Annotated in this window: 19 protein-coding genes; 9 read left to right on the forward strand and 10 right to left on the reverse strand. The window is 69.5% G+C overall.

Annotation, left to right across the window (positions count from 1 at the left end):
- Window positions 1–30: 30 nt before the first annotated feature.
- Window positions 31–4,764: a S8 family serine peptidase gene (locus tag HWV07_RS04610; RefSeq protein ID WP_178333170.1), complete on the reverse strand. Its 4,734-nt coding sequence runs from the start codon at window positions 4,762–4,764 to the stop codon at window positions 31–33.
- Window positions 4,765–4,952: 188 nt separating this feature from the next.
- Here HWV07_RS04610 and HWV07_RS04615 point away from each other — a divergent pair, with 188 nt between their 5' ends.
- The 4 genes from HWV07_RS04615 to HWV07_RS04630 all read left to right on the forward strand — a co-directional run bounded on the left by HWV07_RS04615 (window position 4,953) and on the right by HWV07_RS04630 (window position 8,095).
- On the forward strand, window positions 4,953–5,876 hold the full coding sequence (locus HWV07_RS04615; RefSeq protein ID WP_178333171.1) for a M48 family metallopeptidase: 924 nt from the start codon (window positions 4,953–4,955) through the stop codon (window positions 5,874–5,876).
- Between the two features lie 137 nt (window positions 5,877–6,013).
- Window positions 6,014–6,754 (forward strand): archaeal proteasome endopeptidase complex subunit alpha, encoded by a 741-nt coding sequence (psmA, locus tag HWV07_RS04620; RefSeq protein WP_178333172.1) that lies wholly within the window; start codon window positions 6,014–6,016, stop codon window positions 6,752–6,754.
- Window positions 6,747–7,439: an archaeal proteasome endopeptidase complex subunit beta gene (psmB, locus tag HWV07_RS04625; RefSeq protein WP_178335990.1), complete on the forward strand. Its 693-nt coding sequence runs from the start codon at window positions 6,747–6,749 to the stop codon at window positions 7,437–7,439. The genes psmA and psmB overlap by 8 nt, the downstream gene beginning before the upstream one ends.
- A gap of 296 nt (window positions 7,440–7,735) precedes the next feature.
- Window positions 7,736–8,095 (forward strand): hypothetical protein, encoded by a 360-nt coding sequence (locus HWV07_RS04630; RefSeq protein ID WP_178333173.1) that lies wholly within the window; start codon window positions 7,736–7,738, stop codon window positions 8,093–8,095.
- 22 nt (window positions 8,096–8,117) lie between these two features.
- On the opposite strand, the gene HWV07_RS04635 is transcribed toward HWV07_RS04630, so the two are convergent.
- Window positions 8,118–9,101 (reverse strand): CBS domain-containing protein, encoded by a 984-nt coding sequence (locus tag HWV07_RS04635; protein WP_178333174.1) that lies wholly within the window; start codon window positions 9,099–9,101, stop codon window positions 8,118–8,120.
- A 285-nt stretch (window positions 9,102–9,386) separates the two neighbouring features.
- On the opposite strand from HWV07_RS04635, the gene HWV07_RS04640 reads away from it, so the two are divergent.
- The 5 genes from HWV07_RS04640 to HWV07_RS04660 all read left to right on the forward strand — a co-directional run bounded on the left by HWV07_RS04640 (window position 9,387) and on the right by HWV07_RS04660 (window position 13,502).
- Entirely contained in the window at window positions 9,387–10,748 is a 1,362-nt protein-coding gene (locus HWV07_RS04640) for an NAD-dependent succinate-semialdehyde dehydrogenase (protein WP_178333175.1), read from the forward strand.
- Entirely contained in the window at window positions 10,745–12,322 is a 1,578-nt protein-coding gene (locus HWV07_RS04645; RefSeq protein ID WP_178333176.1) for an acetolactate synthase large subunit, read from the forward strand. The genes HWV07_RS04640 and HWV07_RS04645 overlap by 4 nt, the downstream gene beginning before the upstream one ends.
- A gap of 58 nt (window positions 12,323–12,380) precedes the next feature.
- Window positions 12,381–12,689, forward strand: coding sequence for a DUF5789 family protein (locus tag HWV07_RS04650; protein WP_178333177.1), 309 nt, complete (start codon window positions 12,381–12,383; stop codon window positions 12,687–12,689).
- A 360-nt stretch (window positions 12,690–13,049) separates the two neighbouring features.
- On the forward strand, window positions 13,050–13,355 hold the full coding sequence (locus HWV07_RS04655) for a hypothetical protein (protein WP_178333178.1): 306 nt from the start codon (window positions 13,050–13,052) through the stop codon (window positions 13,353–13,355).
- Window positions 13,356–13,502: a hypothetical protein gene (locus HWV07_RS04660; protein ID WP_178333179.1), complete on the forward strand. Its 147-nt coding sequence runs from the start codon at window positions 13,356–13,358 to the stop codon at window positions 13,500–13,502. It begins immediately after the preceding gene.
- Window positions 13,503–13,949: 447 nt separating this feature from the next.
- Here the strand turns inward: HWV07_RS04660 and HWV07_RS04665 are convergent, their stop codons facing one another.
- From HWV07_RS04665 to HWV07_RS04700, 8 genes are all read right to left on the reverse strand, one after another.
- On the reverse strand, window positions 13,950–14,291 hold the full coding sequence (locus HWV07_RS04665) for a HalOD1 output domain-containing protein (protein ID WP_178333180.1): 342 nt from the start codon (window positions 14,289–14,291) through the stop codon (window positions 13,950–13,952).
- A 230-nt stretch (window positions 14,292–14,521) separates the two neighbouring features.
- Window positions 14,522–15,052, reverse strand: a complete 531-nt coding sequence (locus HWV07_RS04670) for an Ntn hydrolase family protein (RefSeq protein WP_178333181.1) — start codon at window positions 15,050–15,052, stop codon at window positions 14,522–14,524.
- Between the two features lie 85 nt (window positions 15,053–15,137).
- Entirely contained in the window at window positions 15,138–16,148 is a 1,011-nt protein-coding gene (locus HWV07_RS04675; RefSeq protein WP_178333182.1) for an AI-2E family transporter, read from the reverse strand.
- 65 nt (window positions 16,149–16,213) lie between these two features.
- Window positions 16,214–16,564, reverse strand: coding sequence for a hypothetical protein (locus tag HWV07_RS04680; RefSeq protein ID WP_178333183.1), 351 nt, complete (start codon window positions 16,562–16,564; stop codon window positions 16,214–16,216).
- A gap of 91 nt (window positions 16,565–16,655) precedes the next feature.
- On the reverse strand, window positions 16,656–17,771 hold the full coding sequence (locus HWV07_RS04685; protein WP_178333184.1) for a glutamate-cysteine ligase family protein: 1,116 nt from the start codon (window positions 17,769–17,771) through the stop codon (window positions 16,656–16,658).
- Window positions 17,772–17,906: 135 nt separating this feature from the next.
- On the reverse strand, window positions 17,907–18,656 hold the full coding sequence (locus tag HWV07_RS04690) for a hypothetical protein (protein WP_211694226.1): 750 nt from the start codon (window positions 18,654–18,656) through the stop codon (window positions 17,907–17,909).
- A 216-nt stretch (window positions 18,657–18,872) separates the two neighbouring features.
- Window positions 18,873–19,778 carry an RAD55 family ATPase gene (locus tag HWV07_RS04695; RefSeq protein ID WP_178333185.1) on the reverse strand — a complete coding sequence of 302 codons (906 nt, stop codon included), beginning with the start codon at window positions 19,776–19,778 and terminating at the stop codon, window positions 18,873–18,875.
- Between the two features lie 100 nt (window positions 19,779–19,878).
- Window positions 19,879–20,148, reverse strand: coding sequence for a hypothetical protein (locus HWV07_RS04700; protein WP_178333186.1), 270 nt, complete (start codon window positions 20,146–20,148; stop codon window positions 19,879–19,881).
- Window positions 20,149–20,186 lie beyond the last annotated feature (38 nt).

Raw genomic sequence — 20,186 nt, forward strand, 5'->3', positions numbered from 1 at the left:
GAGAGCGAGGGTGAGAACAGCGTGACTTGGTCAGCGCGCCGACCGCCGCGCCGCGAACAGCCCGGCCAGCACCGCGAGGAGCGCGGCGACGACGCCGAAGCCGGCGCCGTCGTCCTCGGTCGGCGACGCGGTTCCCGAGACGGTCGAGGTATCAGTCGGTGCCTGCGTCCCCGTGGCTGTCGGGGTGGGCGACGGCGTGTCGTCCGGCACCGACCGCGACTCGGCGGGCGTCGACCGCGCTTCGTTCTCGACGAGCGCGAACCGCGAGAAGCCGGGGGTCTCGGCCGTGACGAGCACCCGCCCGTCGTCAGCGGTCGTGACGGTCGTCTCCAGGGGCTGCCACTCTCCGTCCGCGTACCGGTACATCGTCACCCCGCCGTCGCCGACGGTCGCGGGATCGACGGTCGATCGGACCGTCGCCGGCCGGTCGGCCAGGGCCGCGGGGACCTCGATCGAGAGCTGTACGACCGATCTCCCCGGCGTGGCCGGCAGGTCGTCGACGACGCCCTCGCTCACGGTCACCCTCCCGGCCGCGTCGTCGTCCTGGAACGTGATCTCTGAGACGGACGTGTTCCGCACCGGGACGCTGACGCCGGCGCGGTCGGGGTCCGAGTCGACGATGTCCGCCGACTCCGCGAGACCGGCCGGGGTCGCGTCCGACTCGTTCACTCCGTCGTCGATCGGCTCTTCCGGCGTCGTTTCCTCTTCTGCAGGCGGCGCCGGAGGAGCGGGCGGGGCAGGAGCAGCACCGCCGCCTCCGCCGCTACTCCCGCCACCACTGCTTCCCCCGCCGCCGGTCGAACCCCCCGAATCGGCGTCCTCTCCGTCCTCCGCTGCCGCGATATCGACCGTCGCGGCGGTGCTCGCGTCGGGCGACCGCACGACGACCTCGAGAGGCCCGCTCGCGTCCGCGGCGTGTGCGAAGACGACCGTCCCGTTGGCGCCGGCGTCCAGCCGAACCGTCCGCTGGTCGATCGTCCGGCCGTCGACGACGAGTTCGACCGTCCGCTCGCCCGCGGAGTTCCCCAGGTTCTCGACCGTCGCGGTGACCTCGAAGGAGTCGCCGACCGCCGCGCTCGGGGGGACCCCGAGGCCGCCGACGGCGAAGAACCGGGCGGACTGCTCGAGGTCGAGATCGACCGCCGTAGCCTCGCCGTCTGCGACGGCGACGTCAGTCTCTCGGACCGCATCGTAGCCGTCCGCGGTGGCCCCGACCGAGTAGTCACCGACCGGGAGTCGCAGTCCGTAGGTCCCGTCGGCGTCGGTCGTCGTGGTGAACGGTTCGCCCGTCTCCCGGTCGGTCGCGGTCACGGTCACGCCGGCCAACGGTTCGTCTGTGGTTGCGTCCGCGACGCTGCCTTCGAGGGTCCCGTTGATTCGGGAGACGTCGATCGAGGCCCGCGCGTCGGCGTCCTCGCTGAACACGCCGATCTCGAGCACGCCGGTGTCGGCGTCCCTGGGGACGTCGGCGGAGAAGGAGACCACCGTAGCGTTCCCGGCTGCCAGCGTTCGGTTCGTGCTCGCCAGGACGGCGTAGTCGCCGACGGCCGCGTCGCCGTCGAGGTCGGCCCCGAGGCGTAGTTCGAGCCGCTGCTCCTCCGACAGGTCACCGGTGTTCGCGACCGTCGCGGACACGAGGAGCGGGTCGGCCCGCTCGACCGCGCTGGGTGCATCGAGCCCCGAGACGTCGAACCGGGCCGGCTCGTCCACCCGGACGTCGGTCACGTACGAATCGTCCGCCGTCCCGACCCCGTGTGAGACGACGCCGCCGGAGCGGGTCTCGTCGACGGCGTGGGCGAACGCGACCTGCCGGGTTTCGCCCTCTTCGAGCGTCACGGTCCTCGAGGCCACGACGTCGCCGTCGAACGTCAGGTCGACGTCCTGCGTCGCGATTTTGACGCCGCGGTTGGCGACCGTTGCTTCGACCGTCAGCTCCTGGCCGGCGACGACGTCAGTCTGGGTCCGGACGTCCTCGAGGACGAACTCCGCCGGGTGCTGTTCGCCCATTGGCGCGACCGTCCCGAAGGGGTCGAGCGTCCCCGCGATGCGGCCGGTCGCGGCGTCGACGCTCGAACCGTCTACAGGCGACCACTCCCCGCTGGACTCGTCGTAGCGCCACAGCCCCAGCGTCTCGTTCTGGAGTCGCGTCCCGTCCCCGGCCGCGTAGTCGACCGAGAGGGACGCGGCCGCGTCGCTCCCGAGGGGCTCGGCCGCCACGGCCGGGCCGATTCGCTCGTGGTGTTCCGGGGCCGGCGCGGGGGCGGCCGTCGGCGAGAGGGCGACGTCCGTCGCGTCGACGTCCAGGCGGCGTCCGTCCCCGAGGCTGACGTTCCGGGCGTGCGCGTCACCGCGGAACTCGTAGGCGAGGGTGGCGTTCGAGACCGACGTGTCGGCGACCGTGGTGCCGTCGACGGTCCCGAGGCCGACGCCCGCGCCGCTGGCGTCGAGGTCGATCCCGCGGAGGTCCACGCCGGGGGCCAGGACGTCGATGCCGACGACGGAGGTCTCGGCGCCGTCGAAGTCGGCGACCGCGAGTTCCAGGGGCGCCTCGCCGGCCGAACGGAGCGTGACCGGCCGCGGTATCGAGAGACCGCTGGCGGTCGAGTCCGTCCCGTCGACCGGCAGGACGTACGGCCCCGACGACGCCCCGTCGACCGCGACGGTCGTGTTCGGCGCGGCGACGTCGAGGGCGGACTGGAGGTCGTCCGGGTCGTAGTGAGTCGGAATCTCCATCGGATCGTGGTGGACGTACGTCGGAGGGGTCGAACGGGTGAGCGAATCGGTGCCGTCCTCGAAGGTGTACGCCAGTTCGAGTGCGGCGACCGTCTCCGCGGTCGTCTCGACCTCGACCGTGAGCGGCGTGTTGATCTGCGGTTCGGTGAAGTTCAGCCGCTCGCCGAAGGCGACCGTCTCCCCCTCGATCCGGAGCGTCACGTTCCCCTGCTCTATCGTGGAGTCGCCGACCCGGTCGACGGTCACCGCGGACACGTTCGAGACGGCGAACTCGTGGGTGACGGTCTCACCCGGGTCGACCCGTTCGGGCGGCGCCGTCTCCGCGCGCGCGGCGAGAACTGGCTGCGTGAGTTCGAGATCCTTCTCGAGCGTCTCGGAGTTCGGAGCGACGGTGAACGTCTGGGGGGCGAACCCGAAAGCGTCCACCGTCAGCGTCTGGTCGAGCGACGGGACGTCGAGGCCGTAGGTACCATCCACGTCGGTCGCGGTCCCGTAGTCGAACTCCGTGTCGACGCGGCTCTCCGAGACCGGCGTCCCGCTCCCGTCGACGACCTGCCCGGTCACCGTGCTGTCGGACGCGCCGCGGGCGGTCGCCTCGTAGGCGTCGACGACGCCGGCGCCGTATCGGGTGTCGAGTTCGTCGCCACCCCCGGCCGGGTGGTCCGCGGAACGCTCCAGCAGGTCGCGCATCTCCGCCTGCGTGAGGTGGTCGCCGCCGGCCGCCCGGACGAGCGCGACGGTCCCGGCGACGTGCGGGGCGGCCATGCTCGTCCCGCTCATGTCCCGGTAGCCGCCGTCGGGGGCGGCGCTCGTCACGCTCCGGCCGGGCGCCGCGACGTTCGGGACGACGTACTCGGCCGGCCAGTCCTCCGGCGGGTCCGTCCAGGTCTCGGAGGTGTCGATCCGCTCGCCACCCGAGAACCCCGCGACCTCGCGGTTCGAGTCGACGGCCCCGACCGCGATGCTGTCGTAGAGGTTCCCCGGAGAGCCGCTCGTCCCCGCACCGTCGTTGCCGGCGGAGGCGACAACGATGACACCGAGGTCGTTCGCCTGTCTGATGGGTTCGACGAGCGACGGGTTGTTCGGTCCGCTGAGGCTCATCGAGATGATGTCCACGCCAGCCTCCGTCGCGGCCCACTCGATGCCCGCGGTGGCGCCCGCCCAGGTCCCGGACCCCTCGTGGAGCACCTTCCCGTGGTACAGCGTCGCCTCGGGGGCGACGCCGATGTACTCCCCGCTGGCGTTGCCGCCCGCAACGGTCCCGCTCGTGTGGGTGCCGTGCTCCGCGGAGTCGTAGGGTTTCGAATCGACACGGTTGCCGTCCTCGTCGAACTCCGCCCAGCGCTCCGGCGGCACGTCGACGTCGGGATGGCTCGGCTCGACGCCGGTGTCGAGGACCGCGACAGAGACGTTCCCGCCCTTCGTGCCGAAGCGCTCCCAGACGTCCGGAGCGCGGATCTGCTCGACGCCGTACGTGGTCGCGTAGTCGTGGTCGGTGGAGTCGGAAGCCGAGAGAGAGGAAGAGAGCGAACCAGTTGACGGAGCGGGAGCGACCGTCGACGTCGCCTCCATCCGGTAGTTCGGGTGAATCTCCCGGACGTCCTCGACGGCCGCCAGTTCCGCGAGCTGGACGGCGTCAGTGTCGACAGTCACCAGCTTGGCGTTGGCGACCCAGAAGGAGCGGACCACGGTCACGCCGTCGTGGTCGGCGACGAACTCGTCGAAGGCCGCCTGCGAGTTCGTGGCGTGGCTCCGCATCCGCATGCCCGTCTCCCGGTTCGACCGGGTCTGTGCACGGTCGTTCCCCAGTTCGGGGAACCGGACGACGACGGTGACCTCGCCCGTCGCGTCGTGGAGGTCGGGGTGGACGGCGTCGGATTCCGGAGCGGTCCCGCCGTGCGTCGGGGTGGGCCGGTCGGCAGTCCCGCCGGCCGCAGCGAACCCGATGCCCGTCCCGAAACAACTCACCATCAGGACGGCGGCGAGGAGGACCGAAGCGACGTGCCGACAGTCGGGACCGCCTGGTAGCATTGGCTTACCATCGACCTATCAGCGCGATAAGGGCTCTCCGCGACACAGAATATGAGCGGGTCGGCAGCCGCCCGAACGCCGGCGTCCACGGTGGCGGAAGGAGGTTCGGAACGGTCGAGCCGGCGACCGGTTACACGGACTAACCCGACCGCCAGGCTTAGGCGCGTGAATCACTCAGGTGGAGCTATATGGGACGCGTCCTGGGCCGACTCCTGATGGCCGCCGCGGGAGCGTTCTCCTTCGCGTGCTACGCGGGGGTGGCGTACCTCGCCTACCGGCTGCTGCGGTTCGCCGTCGTCGACCGGCCCTCGACGCTGACGCTCGTCCCCGTGCTGATGGCCGGCGCGCTCGGCCTCGCGTACCTGAACTATCGGTACGGCGCCCGGCGGCTCCTCCGGCGCGTCCCGACCGTCGAGGCGCCCACCGACCGGGCCGCGAGGTTCGCCGACCGCGTCGACGAACTCTGCGCCCGGATGGACGTCGCCGAACCGTCGGTCCTGTTCACCGACCTGGAGGCGCCGAACGGGTTCGCGCTGGACGGCCCGGCGGGCGGGGTGGTCGTCGTCGACGTGTCGCTGTTCGAGTTCCTCGACGACGAACAGATGGAGGCCATGCTCGCCCACGAGCTCGCCCACCTGGAAAACGGCGACGGCCTCTCGCGGATGCTCGCCTTCACCGGCCTGCAGACCGCGGTGGGCGTGGTCACGCTCGTGCTGTCGCCGGCGATCATCCTCCTGACGGGGCTCGCGAAGGCATCAGGGTGGGTCCGGGGCGCACCGTCGACCTGGCCGCGGAGCCTCGCCTGGCGCGTCCGGAAGACCGTCCTCTCGGTCGTCATGGTCGTCCCGGCGGTCTGTGCGTTCCTGGTGCTCGAGCGGTCGCGCCGGCGAGAGTTCGCCGCCGACCGGCGGGCCGCGGACGTCACCGGCAAGCCGCTGGCGCTGGCCGGCGCGCTCCGGACGGTCGACGACTCGGTCCCCGAGGAGTTCCGGCTGGAGGGCGCCCTCCCGTTCGACGACGAGTACGCGCCGGACGTCCTCTACCGACTGCTGTCGACGCACCCCGACGTCGAGAAGCGCGTCGCCCGTCTGCAGCGCCTCGCGACGCCGTGAACGGGTTCACGAGGTGTCCCATCCGAAAGGCTTGTTAGCGTTCGTCAAAGTCGTGGCAAGGTTATCCTCTTATAAGCAAGGTATATATGGGGGACCCCATAACCCGAGGTGAAGGCCAGAGCGGCCCTCTACACACAATGCAAGGACAATCACAGCAGCAGGCGTACGACCGGGGGATCACGATCTTCTCCCCCGACGGGCGCCTCTACCAGGTCGAGTACGCCCGCGAGGCCGTCGCACGAGGCACCGCGAGCGTCGGTGTCCGGACCCCCGACGGCGTCGTCCTCGGCGCCCACCGGCGGATCCGGTCGCCGCTGATGGAACGCGACTCCGTCGAGAAGCTCCACAAGATCGACGACCACGTCGGCGTCGCGAGCGCCGGCCACGTGGCCGACGCGCGCAAACTCATCGACTTCGCCCGACGGCGGGCCCAGACCGAGCGGCTCCGCTACGGCGAGGCCATCCCGGTCGAGACGCTGACGAAGGCCGTCACCGACCACATCCAGGAGTACACCCAAACCGGCGGCGCACGCCCGTTCGGCGTGGCGCTGCTGGTCGGCGGCGTCGACGAGAACGGCGAGCCCCGACTCTTCGAGACGGACCCCTCGGGGACGCCCTACGAGTGGCAGGCGACGGCGGTCGGCGGCGACCGCGACGAGATCCAGTCGGTCCTCGAGGACGGCTACCGCGAGGACCTCGACCTCGACGCCGGTATCGACCTCGCCCTGCAGGGTCTCGCCACCACCGACGAGGAGCTCGAGGCGAAGGCCGTCGAACTCGCGGTCATCGACGCCGAGTCGCGGTCGTTCCGCACCATCGAGACCGAGGAAGTCGAATCGCACCTCGCGGAGATCGAGACGGGTGAGTCCGATGAATAACCCCGCCCTCGACCGCGAGGACCTCTCGCCGTACGAGCCCGAACTGGGCGCCTTCGAGTCGTCCGACAACGACGAGGCGTCGGTCAACAAGACGGGGACGACCACGATCGGCATCGCGACCGACGACGGCGTCGTCATCGCCACCGACATGCGCGCCTCGCTGGGCGGCCGGTTCGTCTCCAACAAGGACGTCCAGAAGGTCGAACAGATCCACCCCACCGCCGCCCTGACGCTGGTCGGCAGCGTCGGCGGCGCCCAGTCGTTCATCCGCACGCTCCGCGCGGAGGCGTCCCTCTACGAGACGCGCCGCGGCGAGCCGATGGACATCGACGCGCTCGCGACGCTGGCAGGGAACTTCGCCCGCGGCGGCCCGTTCCGCGCCATCCACCCGATCCTCGGCGGCGTCGACGAGGAGGGCAGCCACGTCTACTCGATCGACCCCGCCGGCGGCGTCGTCAAGGACGACTACACCGTCACCGGCAGCGGCATGCAGGTCGCCTACGGGACCCTCGAGAGCGAGTACGAGGAGGGCCTCTCCATCGAGGAGGCGTCCTCGCTGGCCGCCCGCGCCGTCGAATCCGCCGTCGAGCGCGACACCGGCTCCGGGAACGGCGTCTACCTCGCGACGATCACCGGCGACGGCGTCGACATCCGCGGTCACAAGGACTTCGACGAAGTCCGGTAAGCGCCCCGGGACCAGCCGCTCCGACCGGCCACGATTCTTTTCGTCGGTTTCGCTGCCCGCTACTCGCGAGTACGCGCGGCCGGTGAGTATTCTGTTGTAGGCACCACGTGAGCTCAGTTTCGGCCGGCTGACGTCACGTAAGCTGGGCGAACGCCGGCGGTCGGCCCCAGACGAGGTGGTGTCGGGACGACCTGCACGGGGATTTCCGAACCCATCCGGCGGTCCGACCCGGCCGGAATCCGCCAGATCTGCCTAACCGACGGCTAACAATCCCCCGTCGGGGCGTCGGTTCACACGTGGCAGTAATCGACTCCCTCATCGTGTTCGTGGTCGGCTTGCTCGTCGGGGCCTTCGGCATCTACGTCGGTGCCAGGCTCATCGTCGACGTCGAGGACTACACCTACGCGATCGTGACGGCGCTGATCGCGTCGGTGCTGTGGGCCATCGTCGGCCTGTTCCTCGGCTGGATCCCCCTGATCGGCCCCGTGATCGCGCTGCTCGTCTACATCGGCGTGCTCAACTGGCGGTACCCGGGCGGCTGGCTGCGCGCGACCGGCATCGCGCTCATCGCGTGGGCCGCCTCGCTCGTGGTGCTGTACGTCCTCGCCGCTGTCGGAATCACGACGTTCGACGCCATCGGCGTCCCCGGCGTCTGAAAGAACGAACTCGGTTCTCCGCCTAGATGTCCGGGAACTGCGCCCGGACCGTCTCGGCGACCGTGTGGAGGTTGTCCTCGAGGAACAGGAGCACGTCGTCCAGCGTGACGATCCCCTTCAGTTCGCCGTCCTCGTCGACGATGGGGATGCGACGGACGCCGGTCTCGCTCATCCGGTCGAGCACCTCGAAGGCGTCCGACTCGAGGTCGGCCGTCGTGAGGTCCTCGGCCATCAGCTCCTCGGCCGTCTGCTCGACGACGTCGGGAGTCTCGCGAAGCGCGAGCGTGATCGTCCGGTCGGTGACGATACCCACCGGTCGGTCCTCCTCGACCACGACGACGCTCCCGACGTTGTTCTCGGCCATGTCCTCGACGATGGACTCGACGGTGTCATCGCGCTCGGCCGTGACGACCTCCGTCCTGGCGATGTCCTCGATGCTCACCGGCTCCAGCGGGGCCGGCCCGAACTGGGTCGCTCCGGGCCGCCCGCTCGATTGACCGCCGGGGCCGCCCGGACCCTGCTGGGTCGTCGGCGGCGCCGACGGCGGCTGACCCCACGAGGACTGCTGGGACTGCCCCTGCTGCATCCCCTGGGGCTGGCCGCCCCGTGGCACCTGACTCTGGCCGCCCTGCGACGGGCCGGGGGAGAACTGCTGGGTGGGCTGCTGTCCCATCGGTGGCTGGCTCTGCTGGCCCATCGGCGGCTGACTCTGCTGTCCCGTTCCCTGCCGACCCATCCCCTGCTGGCTCGTGGGCGGCTGCTGTGACTGCTGGGGCGGCTGCTGGGACTGTTGCTGGTGGGGCTGTCCGCCCTGACCCTGGTGGGACTGCCCCTGCGAGTGCTGCCCTCGCTGGCCCATTCCGGGCTGGCCCTGCCCTTGCTGGCCCTGCCGGGGTTGCTGGTGGGACTGTTGGGGCGGCTGCTGTGGTGGCTGCTGGCGCGGCGGCTGGTTCTGTGGCTGGCGATCCTGCTGGTTCGGCTGGTTGTCTCCTGGGTTCCGTGTCATGGTTGAAGCTGTCGCCGGTAGCGCACCCACCGGTTCGACGAGTGGAGATTCTCCGGACGCGGTGATAAAATGGGCGGGCGATACAGGCAGTTACCAGATGTTCGTCCAGTTATTCCACACAACAACGGACATTTTACCGCGTTCGTTACGCCCGTCGTACGAGAGGCAGGCATGCCACCGCGTCTCGTAACGCGGGCTTACTAGAGGCCGGGGCGGCGGGTACGGAGAGCGAACTCGCGCCCCCCGTCTGGGGGATTGAACTACGCCGCGCCGCAACCCCCGGACATGGAGAGCGTCAATCCAGCGACCGGCGAGCGCCTCGAGTCGTACGACGAGGCCGGGGAATCGGAGGTCGACGACGCGCTCGGACGCGCCGCCGACGCCTTCGAGGAGTGGCGCGACCGGCCGATCCGCGAACGCGAGGAGCTGCTCGAGTCGGCCGGCGAGGTCCTGCGGGACCGGAAGCGGGAGTTCGCGGAACTGATGACCCGCGAGATGGGCAAGCCGATCGAGCAGGCCGAGTCGGAGATCGAGAAGTGCGCGTGGGTCTGCGAGCACTACGCAGAACACGCCGACGCGTACCTCGACGACGAGCCCCACTCCAGTCCCGCGGGCGCGACCGTGAAGACGACCTACCAGCCGCTCGGCCCCGTGCTTGCGGTGATGCCCTGGAACTTCCCGTTCTGGCAGGTGTTCCGGTTCGCGGCGCCGAACCTCGCGGCCGGCAACGTCGGGCTGCTGAAACACGCCTCGAACGTCCCGGGGTGTGCCGTCGCCATCGAGGAGGTCTTCGAGGAGGCCGGCTTCCCGGAGGGGGTCTTCCAGTCGCTGCTGATCCCCTCGGACCTCGTCGACGACATGCTCGAGGACGACCGCGTGACGGCGGCGACGGTGACCGGCAGCGGCGGGGCGGGCCGGGCCGTCGCCGCCGCGGCCGGCGAGAACCTCAAGAAGACCGTCCTGGAACTCGGCGGCAGCGACCCGTTCGTCGTCCTCGAGGACGCCGACCTCGACGAAGCCGCGGAGACCGGCGCGTGGGCGCGGAACCTCAACGCCGGGCAGTCCTGCATCGCCGCCAAGCGGTTCGTCGTCCACGAGTCCGTCTACGACGAGTTCGTCGACCGCTTCGTCGAGGCGGTCGAGGACCTCTCCGTCGGCGACCCGATGGACGAGGACACCGAGGTCGGGCCGCTCGTCGGCGACGACCAGCTGGAGGAGCTCACCGAGCAGGTCGATGAGAGCGTCGACGCCGGCGCGACGGTGCTCACCGGCGGCGAGCGGCTGGACCGCGACGGGGCGTTCTACCGGCCGACCGTCCTCGAGGACATCCCCGAGGGGTGCCCGATCGACGACGAGGAGGTGTTCGGCCCCGTGGCAGCCGTCACCGAGGTCGCCGACGAGACCGAGGCCGTGGAGGTGGCCAACGACACCCGCTTCGGGTTGGGCGCGAGCGTCTGGACCGAGGACCGCGACCGCGGGGAGCGCGTCGCCCGGGAGATCGACGCCGGGATGACGTTCGTCAACCAGCTGACGAAGTCCGACCCGCGGGTCCCCTTCGGCGGCGTCAAGGAGTCGGGGTACGGCCGCGAACTCTCCGAACCCGGGATCAAGGAGTTCGTCAACCGGAAGACGGTCTGGGTCGAATGACCGCGGCCGACCTGCTCGCCGCCTGCCTCGAGCGCGAGGGCGTCGAGTACGTCTTCGGCGTCCCAGGCGAGGAGAACGAGGACCTGCTGTTCTCGCTGCGGGACTCCGAGGTGGAGTTCGTCCAGGTGCGCCACGAGCAGGGCGGCGCGTTCATGGCCGACGTCTGGGGCCGGGTGACCGGCGAGGCGGGGGTCTGCCTCTCGACGCTCGGCCCGGGGGCGACGAACCTCCTGACCGGCGTCGCCGACGCCCACCTCGACAAGAGCCCGCTGGTCGCCGTCACCGGCCAGGGCGGCCTCGAGCGGCTCCACCACGAGAGCCACCAGGCCATCGACGTCGTCGACACCTTCGAGTCGGTGACGAAGTGGAACGTCCAGCTCAACGACCCGGACATCGTCCACGAGGCCGTCCGGAAGGCGTTCAAGCTGTCCCAGCGCGAGAAGCCCGGCGCCACACACCTCGAGTTGCCCGAGGACGTCGCCGCCGAGGAGACGGACCGCGAACCGCTCGACGACGCCGAGCGCACGCCGGGGTCCAGACCCAGTCCCGAGGCGCTGGCGACCTGCGAGTCGCTGCTCGCGGAGGCCGAACGGCCGCTGGTCCTCGTCGGCAACGGCGCCGTCCGGACCGAGGCCTACGCCGAACTCCGCCGGCTGGTCGAGGCGACCGACCTCCCGGTGGTCTCCACCTACATGGGGAAGGGCGCCGTCGACGACAGCGACCCGCGGTCGTTGATGACCGTGAAGTCCGGCGACGACGGCCAGGCCAGGACCGCGGTCGAGCGGGCGGACCTCGTCGTGGCGGTCGGCTACGACATCGCCGAGCACGACCCCGACGAGTGGCTCGCCGACCCGGAGACGCCGATCGTCCACGTCGACAGCGAGGGCGCGGAGGTGTACGAGGACTACCAGCCGGAGGTGGAGATCGTCGCGGACGTCGAGCGGACGACGCGGGAGTTGACCGACCGCGTCGAGGACTTCTCCTTCGACGACGGGTGGTACGCCGACCTCAGGGCGGAGATCCAGGCGTCCGTGGACGTCGACGCCGCGGCGGAGGCGCCCTTCTCGGTCGAGGGCGTCCTCCCGCTGCTCCGGGAGGCGATGGCCCCCGAGGACGTCCTCGTCTCCGACGTCGGCAGCCACAAGATGACCATCGCGGAGAACTTCCCGACCCACGAGCCGAACACCTGCATCGTCTCGAACGGCTTCGCGAGCATGGGAATCGCCGTCCCGGGCGGCATCGCCGCCGACCTCGCCGTCGACGGGAACGTCGTCGCCGCGACGGGCGACTGCGGGTTCCTGATGAACGCCGCCGAACTCGAGACCGCCACCCGGCTGGACTGCGGCTACAGCGTCGTGGTCTTCACCGACGACGACTACGGCCTCATCTCCGAGAAGCAGGAGGCGAGCCGCGGCGAGCACTTCGGGACGGAGCTGACGAACCCCGACTTCGAGGCGTTCGCGCGGAGCTTCGGCATCGAAGCGTACCGCCCGAGGACCCGGGCGGAACTCCGCGAGGCGCTCGCGACGGTCGACGACGACGAGATCACCCTCGTCGAGGTCCCCGTCTCGTGACGCCGGCGGCGTGACGACCCGGCGAACTACTTTACGGGTGCGCGCCGAATTCCGTCCCATGAGCGACAACAGAGACCGGGGGATCGAGTTCGGCGACCTGACCGACGACCTGGAGTCCGAGAGCTACCCCCTGTCGAAGGCCGAGATCCTCGAGGAGTACGGCGACCGGGAACTGGAGCACTCCAGCGGCAGCGTCAGGCTGGCGGAACTCCTCGAGGATCTGGGCGACCGACAGTTCGAGAACGCCGACGAGGTCCACGAGACGATGCTGAACATGGTCGGCGTCGAGGCCGTCGGCCGCCAGGGCTACAGCGACCGCGGCGCCGGGACCGCCGAGCAGAACGGCGACGAGGACGAGTCCTTCTAACCGGTACCGCCGCTCGTCGGATACTGCGTCGTCTCGACTCGGCCGTACTGAAAGTTCCGACCACGACGACCGCGTCGGACTTCCTCCAGGAAAGAAGTGCTCCCGACGTTCGCGCAGTCGCGCCGATTACTGGGTCTCCTGGGTGGACGGCTCTGTCTCGTCCGTCGGTTCTTCTGGCATCTCACCGCTCGTCTCGTCCGATGGAACACTCTCGGAGCGCCCCTCGCTTGGCTGCTGCTCCGGGCCAGATTCGTCACCGAAGTCCTGCGACCGTCCGGTCTGCCGTTGCTGCTGGCTCTCCTGTGGCTGCTGCTGACCCTGCTGGGACGCATACTGCGGTATCTGTGATTGCCGCGAGTATTGCTGGCCCTGCGGCTGCTGGTACTGTTGCTGCTGGGGCTGTTGATACTGCTGGCCCTGTGGCTGCTGGTACCGTTGCTGCTGGGGCTGCTGGTGTTGCTGACCCTGCGGCTGCTGGAACTGCTGGGACTGCGGCTGGCGTTGCTGCGACTGATCGTGCTGCTGAGACTGCTGTGTCTGTTGTCGATGCTGTTGCGGCTGTTGCTGGTACTGTTGAGACTGAGGCTGTTGATACTGCTGGGACTGCGAACTCTGCGGCTGCTGGTGTTGCTGGCCCTGTGGCTGCTGGTACTGCTGCCCTCGTGATTGCTGGTACTGTTGCTGCTGGGGCTGCTGGAACGCCTGCTGGGCCTGCTGCTGTGTCTCTCCCGCTGGAGCTCGAATCCCTGGTGGATCCCCTGTTCGGCCATCTGTTCGGTGCTCCGGACCGCGTCGTCGACGGTGTCGATGTAATTCTGGAGGAAGTCCCGCGTCATGTCGATCCCCTGGTTCTGGGCCTGATAGCCCATCTCCAGGCCGTTCATGAACGACTCCGCGACGCTCTTCTGGATCTGGAGGGACTGCTCCAGGGGCGCCTTGATAGCCTGCTGGAGTGCCTGCTGACTGTCCTGGGTCGGTTGCTGTTGATTCGTCTGCTGTTGATTCGGGTTCTGCTGATTCGGGTTCATGGTTGGTCACCTGCTGGCTGGCGCCGGCGACTCCGTTCGACTGGTCGCGCCGCTGTTCGGTCGGAGACGCCGGTCCCCCGCCAACGTGTGCACCGACGCGGAATCCGTAGATAAACCGACGATACCGTTCAGCAGAGTAAGATGAGGCCGTTCGGCTAGTAAGTTCTTACACCGAGAACCGACGAATCGAACCCCTCAGACCCCTTCCAGAGCATGTGTGATACTGACACGCCTACGCAGGCTGGGTGTTCGCGGGCGGCGTGATCGCGATCTGGCCGTTGTGGTAGACCGTGACCTGGTGGTCCCAGATGGTGAAGCTGACGTGGCCGTTGGGCCGCTGGGTGCCGTCCGGTGCCGGTTCGAACAGCCGGTCGAGCGACGCGGGGTCGACGTAGTTGCACAGGCTACTCTCGGCCTGGGTGACGTCCGCGCCCGTGACGTCGGAGAGCGCGTGGACGAGCGTCGTCGTCAGGTCGCTGGGACCGCCGAAGTCGTGCTGGACGAAGTACGGCTGCGGGGGCTGCGGCTGGTTCTGAGGGGCGGCGGGGGCGGTGTTCTGTCGGTTGCCGTGCATCGCTACCCGGAACCTGCCGGTAGGTGACCATTAATCTTGTGTTGAGGTGACATCCGTGACCCGGGCGGGAGTCGGCCGTCGTATTCCGGTTACGGACTTAATCGAGCGGCTTCCGCTTTTGTTCCACCCGACACTATAGCCCAGCGAAAGTTGGATTCTCACGTGGACACTCGGGCAACAGCAATAGGACGACGCCGTGAGTAGGACAGTTCTACCGCCGGAGATGGGGTTCAGGAATCGGCCGAGAGCGACCAGGAGGCGATATCGTCCCCAGTATCGGCGTCCCGTTCCGCCACCGTCGCCAGGACCTCGCGGACGTGGTCCTCCAGCCCGCTTGGCTCGTCGTCGAACGTCTCCGACTCGAGGATTCCGAGCGCGACCTGCGTCCCAGACCCGAACGCCGCGACGGTGTCGTCGAGGACGGCGCCGTGTGAATCGACGGAGCGGAGGGCGGCCGCTCCGTCGTCGTCGTCGCGGGCGGCGACGATCGCCTCGACGTTCTCCTCCGAGGCGATGTCGGCGGCCATCCGTACCAGTCGACCGACGTCGACGTCGCGTTCGAGGCGTTCGCGGTCGAGCTCCGCCTCCAGTCGGCGTCCGAAGGAGTCGACGCTCCCCTGGTCGCCGACCGCGACGGCGGCCGCGGTGCCGAACTCGAACAGTCGGTCGACCGATCCGGTCTTCGTTCCGTCCGTCACGTTCCCGCGGTCGGCAGCCAGGGCGACGGCGCCGTCGGACTCGACGCCGACTATCGTGCTCATAGTCCCCCTTCGTCGATTACGGCAAAAGCGGTTGTGTCCAGGTGGACGACGAGCGAGGGGCGGTGGCCGGCCCCCGACCCCGGGGTCAGCGCTCCAGTTCCCGCGTCGGGTAGCCGTAGTGGGCGTCGTAGACCTCGATGGACTCCTTGAGCGCGGCGACGATTATCGGCCCGACGAACAGGCCCATGAAGCCGAGCACCGAGAGCCCCCCGAGGACGCCGATGATGATGACGCTCGGGCTGACGTGCGCGTAGCGGTCGACGATGACCGGTCGGAGGTAGTCGTCGGAGATGGCGACGACTGTCGACCCGTAGACGAACAGCGCGACGGCGGAGACGGTCTCGCCCATCACGAAGAGGTAGACGCAGGCCGGCGCCCAGATGGCGAAGGAGCCGATGATCGGGATCAGCCCGAGGATGATCATCACCAGCGTCCAGAAGACGAAGTTCGGGACGCCGAACACCGCGAGCCCGACGCCGGCCAGGACGCCCTGGACGATGGCGACGAGGACGTGGCCGGCGAGGACGGCGTTGGTGATGCTGACCGTCCGGTCGATGAGCTCGTCGGTAACCGTCGCTGGCAGCGGCGACATCGCCTGCAACCACTCGACGAAGCGGTCGGCGTCGCGGACGAAGAAGAACAGCAGGAACAGGAGCAACCCGAGCCCGATGAGGACGTGCGTCAGCGTCCCGAACACCGAGAGGGCGCTGTCGAAGCTGCCGAATCCGGAGAGCGACGACCGCACCGCCGAACCCACGTCGACCTCGACGCCGGTGTAGTTCTGGATGGGCCGTTCGATCATCCCGAAGTTCAGGTCCTGCTCCTCGAGGCCGCTCACGAACGCCATGACGTCGCTGGCGACGAACACCGTGACGAGGAAGAACGGCAGGATGAGAGCGACGAGGCTGAGCACGAGCAGGAGCCCGGCCGACGCCGACCGCCCGAGATGCGGCTCGAGTTCGACCTGCAGCGGCCGGAGCACGAAGGCGAGGACGACGGCCGCGAGCAGGAACTGCAGGTAGGGGAGGACCAGCGCGACAGACAGGGCGAAGAGGACTGCGACGAGTGCGATCAGCAGTCCTTCGTCGGTGTCCATGCCGGGTTACCCGCGGTGACTGCAGTTCGGTCGGGGACGCGAACGTCCGTCGGAGACGGAGGCGATCACGAGGAGGTGTACTCGAAGCGTTCCACCGCGACGGTGACGGCCCGGGCGCCGGCTCGTCCCGCGGCTTCGCGCGCGACGGTCCCCGCGAGCCCGTCGCCGGCGGCGTCGCCGACCATCCGGCGGGCGAGCAGGTGCCCGGCCGGTCGGCCGATCGCGGCGCCGAGTCGCTCGGCGTCGACGGCCTCTTCGAGCGAGGCGCCCGCGCGGAGCGCCTCGATGTCGATCGCCTCGAGGGCCTCGCCGAGGACCTCCGCGGCCATCACGAGTTCGAGCCCCGTGTCCAGTCGGTCGAGCGACGACTCCGCACCGCCATCTGGCGACACGTCGAAGGGAGATCGGTCTTCCATCACCCACAGGTTCGGCTTCCCGGCGGATAAACGGCGAGCCCGCAAGTGCACGCTCGACGACGGACGGCGAGAAAATCGGGCCGGACGGGCGTCAGATCGACTGCGGCTCCCGGTCGACGGTCGCGGTCCGTGCGACCGGCGTCAGCGACTCGACGTCCTCGCGGAGCCGGCGCGCGTACTCGAGTCTGAGCTCGCACGCAGTCGGCTCCGAGAGCGACTGCGGGCCGTAGATCTTCCGGGTGATCGGCCGGTAGGCGTCGGGGTCCAGCCCGAACGACCGGAGGTAGCTCCGGACGCGCCCTGAGTCGAGCCCGTCCTCGATGGCGGTCCGGCTGAGCTCCCAGAGGTCCGAGAACTCGGGGACGTCGATGCGGTCAGTCGACACGCCCCGGCCGCCGATCTCGACTGGCGTCGAGTCGACCTGGGCGACCAACTCCCGGACGTCGCCGGCCAGCCGGAGGATCTGGCTCGGCAGCGCGGCGTCGGGCGCGCGCCACTCGACGGTCGGCTGACAGCGGCGGAGCCGCACCGGGTTCAACACGGTGTTCTCGGCGTCGAACTCCTCTTCGACCAGGTCGGGATCGACGCCCCGATCGGCCGCGATGGCCACGAAGTCGTCGTAGGCGCCCTCGACGCGGGACTGCCACTCGTCGACGCTGTCGACGTAGCTCCAGAGGTCGCAGAACTGGCGGAACGCCGGCCCGCACTCGGTCCGGTAGCCGTCCGCGCGCGAGGAACTGTATCGCTTCTCGCCGCGGTAGTAGGGAGAGGAGCTGACGAGCGCGAGCGCGGGGTCGAGCGCCGTCAGCAGGTTGAGCTGTCGGACCACGTCGGTCTTCTCGAAGTGGACGTGCGTCCCGGCGCAGTTCTTGGCGCTCGCGACGCCGTCGCCGTAGATCCGCTCGTAGAGCCGCCCGCGGTCGCAGTTGACCGGCGCGTCGGCGTCGGTCAGCGGCGTTCCCAGCGGGACGAGCTGCTTGTCGTCGGCCTCGGCGGCGTCGATGGCCGCCGTGAGAACCTCCTGCAGGTCGCGACGCAGACCGGCCACGCTGTCGTGGGGTTCGGTCTGCACTTCCAGCAACGGGTCGATGAACTCCGGTTTGATTCGGTCGTGGGCGTCGGCGAGCCCCTCGCCGTCGCAGAGCTGACCGTGCTCGTCCACGACCCACAACTCCATCTCTACGCCCGTTGTGATGTCTGCGTTCATGTTAGCCGGGATGCACGGTCGCAACCCGTACTAAGGGTAGCCGGCCTGTCCATCTAAACTGAAGACTTGCAGGTGCCTGCCCGGGATAAAAGAACGGCGTCTCCGGCAAGGAACGTCTGGGCGCCGTCTCTCGATTCAGTCGTCCTGGTCGAGGAGCTCGACGAGCGGGTCGAGGTGGTCGATGCCGACCACGGCGACCACGTCGCCGTCCCGCCGGAGCCGCGACAATCGGGCAGCCATGTGCTCCTCGCGGGTGGCGTCCCTGAGGTTGCCGACCCTCGAGGACCCGAAGGCCTGGAGGATGAACTGGGCTTTCCGGACCTGCCGCCGCTCGTTCTCGGCCTGCGATTCGGGGGCGTCGCCCCACTCGGTCCCGTAGGCGGCCTCCGAGGCGTCGACCTCGATCTGCACGGACAGCGTCCGGGAGAGCGCCGCCGCCGCCCGGCAGACCGCGGCGTGTTTCGTGACGGACGCCAGCGCACGCGCGGACGAGCAGATCGTCGGGAGCCCGGCGCGCTCCTGGAGGAGCGTCCGCGCCAGTCGCCCGGTGAAGCCGAGCGTCGGTCCGTCGATGCCCACCGTCCGGTCGGCGGCGTCGACCTGGATGGCCGCGCTCATCTCGCCGCCGTAGCTCGGCGGGGTCGTCGCCTCCGTCGCGTACTCCTCGAACAGCGGCAGCGCCAGCGGCGGCAGTTCGAGCGCCAGCGTCTCCGGCGCGACCGCCTCGACGATCCGCTGGGCGCGGTACTCGCTGGCCGGGTGGTCGTGGACGACGCCGACGAGGAAGACGTCGGCGGCCCCGTTCCCGCCGGAACAGACGCGGATGTAGGCGTCGTTCATCCGGGGGTCGGCCACGTCGATTCCGTGCTCGGTAAGACTGTCCATCGGGCGGTAAGAACTCCTTACCCGCCACGATTGGCTACCGTGGCATAAGTTTTCCCGGTCGGTCAGGTCCTGAAGCACCGTCCGACGCGGCCGCGTTCGAGAAGGAAAGAGCGAGCTACTGGTCAGTATAGACCGATCTGGCGATCCCCTACGTCGGCGGACGGATAGCTAGATGACTTCTGTTGCGAGCCCGCAACAGCATCCCTCCTCACGACATCACTGGTAATCGATGGGAATCGCCGACCCGGAGGCCACGAAGCCGGCGTCCGGCCGGAACTCGTACTCGAACCACAGCGGGTCGACGGGCGCGTCGTCCATCTTGCGGACCGAGAGGCGCTTCCGTCGGGTACCGTCGTCGTCCTCGTCCAGTTCCAGGTCGACGATGCCGTCGAAGAGGTACTCGTGGTCGTGCGGGAAGTCCGTCGGATAGAGATCGTCGAAGCGGCCGACGCTGGCGCCCGCGACCATCGGGACGTACCGGCTCTTGCAGACCAGCGCGCGGAGCTCCCGCAGGAGGTTCGTCGCGCGCGCCTCCTGGGCGAAGGCGGCCAGTTCGGTGAGGTAGTCGACGGCGACGAGCCCCGACTCGGTCAGGCCCGCGTCGGCCACCGCGCCGTCGACCTCGTTGGCGATCTCGAGGACGTCGCTGGGTTCGTCGACGACCGCGACCGCATCCTGGAGGACCCCCTGGAGGTGGCGGTTCCAGCGGTTCGCCCGGCGGGTCACCGCCGACTCGTCGTGCAGTCGCTTCGTGAAGAGGTCCACGACGACGAGGCTCCCGTCGTCGAGGTACGGCAGGACGTTCCAGTCGTGTGTGAGGAAACTGTCGACCAGTGAGGACGGCGGCCGGTCCATCGAGACGACGACCGCAGGCTGGCCGCGCTGGAGCGTCCGCCAGACGCACTCCTGCAGCAACCCCTGGAGGCGGGTCCCCTCCTCGCCGGCGAGCAGCACCGCGGCGTTACCGGGGATGCCGCTCGGCAGCCCCGCCGACAGCGCGTCGACACCGAGGGCGGTCCGCTTGTAGTCCACCGCGCCGGCGAAGGGAGCCTCCCCGCGCTCGGCGCCGGCCGCACAGGACGCCGAACAGAACAGCCGCCCGTCGGACTCGACGGGGGTCACGCCAGCCGGAACGTCGTATCCACAGAACGAACACGCCGGCGGAGTGGAACGGGCCGGCGGCGGGTGGTCGTTCATCGGTCGACGACGCCTGCCGTCCCCGTCACGACTGGATCTTGTCGACGATCTCCTTCGCCTGCTCCTCGGCCTTGTCCTCGCCGACGTGCTTGTCGATCAGCACGCTCTGGACCTCCCAGTCGTCGCTGCCCTCCTGTTGGCCCGTCCGGACCTCGGCGCCCTCGGAGACCGACTGGGCCGGCTCTTCGGCCCAGTCCGGCGTCCGGATCTCGTCGTACTGGTCGGGGTCGTTGAACCGTACGTGGACGTAATCGTCCTCGGTCTCGACCTCGTTGACGTCGGGCATGCTCGCCACTACGTCGCACAGGGGGAAAGAGGCGGTGAAAGTTCAGC

Origin of the sequence: Natronomonas salina, assembly GCF_013391105.1 — an archaeon.
Lineage (GTDB): Archaea > Halobacteriota > Halobacteria > Halobacteriales > Haloarculaceae > Natronomonas > Natronomonas salina.

Excerpts from the sequence above, each read along its gene's own strand:
- HWV07_RS04610 (WP_178333170.1), bottom strand. The coding sequence starts at position 4,764 with ATGCTACCAGGCGGTCCCGACTGTCGGCACGTCGCTTCGGTCCTCCTC.
- HWV07_RS04615 (WP_178333171.1), top strand. The coding sequence starts at position 4,953 with ATGGGACGCGTCCTGGGCCGACTCCTGATGGCCGCCGCGGGAGCGTTC.
- psmA (WP_178333172.1), top strand. The coding sequence starts at position 6,014 with ATGCAAGGACAATCACAGCAGCAGGCGTACGACCGGGGGATCACGATC.
- psmB (WP_178335990.1), top strand. The coding sequence starts at position 6,747 with ATGAATAACCCCGCCCTCGACCGCGAGGACCTCTCGCCGTACGAGCCC.
- HWV07_RS04635 (WP_178333174.1), bottom strand. The coding sequence starts at position 9,101 with ATGACACGGAACCCAGGAGACAACCAGCCGAACCAGCAGGATCGCCAG.
- HWV07_RS04640 (WP_178333175.1), top strand. The coding sequence starts at position 9,387 with ATGGAGAGCGTCAATCCAGCGACCGGCGAGCGCCTCGAGTCGTACGAC.
- HWV07_RS04645 (WP_178333176.1), top strand. The coding sequence starts at position 10,745 with ATGACCGCGGCCGACCTGCTCGCCGCCTGCCTCGAGCGCGAGGGCGTC.
- HWV07_RS04650 (WP_178333177.1), top strand. The coding sequence starts at position 12,381 with ATGAGCGACAACAGAGACCGGGGGATCGAGTTCGGCGACCTGACCGAC.
- HWV07_RS04665 (WP_178333180.1), bottom strand. The coding sequence starts at position 14,291 with ATGCACGGCAACCGACAGAACACCGCCCCCGCCGCCCCTCAGAACCAG.
- HWV07_RS04670 (WP_178333181.1), bottom strand. The coding sequence starts at position 15,052 with ATGAGCACGATAGTCGGCGTCGAGTCCGACGGCGCCGTCGCCCTGGCT.
- HWV07_RS04675 (WP_178333182.1), bottom strand. The coding sequence starts at position 16,148 with ATGGACACCGACGAAGGACTGCTGATCGCACTCGTCGCAGTCCTCTTC.
- HWV07_RS04680 (WP_178333183.1), bottom strand. The coding sequence starts at position 16,564 with ATGGAAGACCGATCTCCCTTCGACGTGTCGCCAGATGGCGGTGCGGAG.
- HWV07_RS04685 (WP_178333184.1), bottom strand. The coding sequence starts at position 17,771 with ATGAACGCAGACATCACAACGGGCGTAGAGATGGAGTTGTGGGTCGTG.
- HWV07_RS04690 (WP_211694226.1), bottom strand. The coding sequence starts at position 18,656 with ATGGACAGTCTTACCGAGCACGGAATCGACGTGGCCGACCCCCGGATG.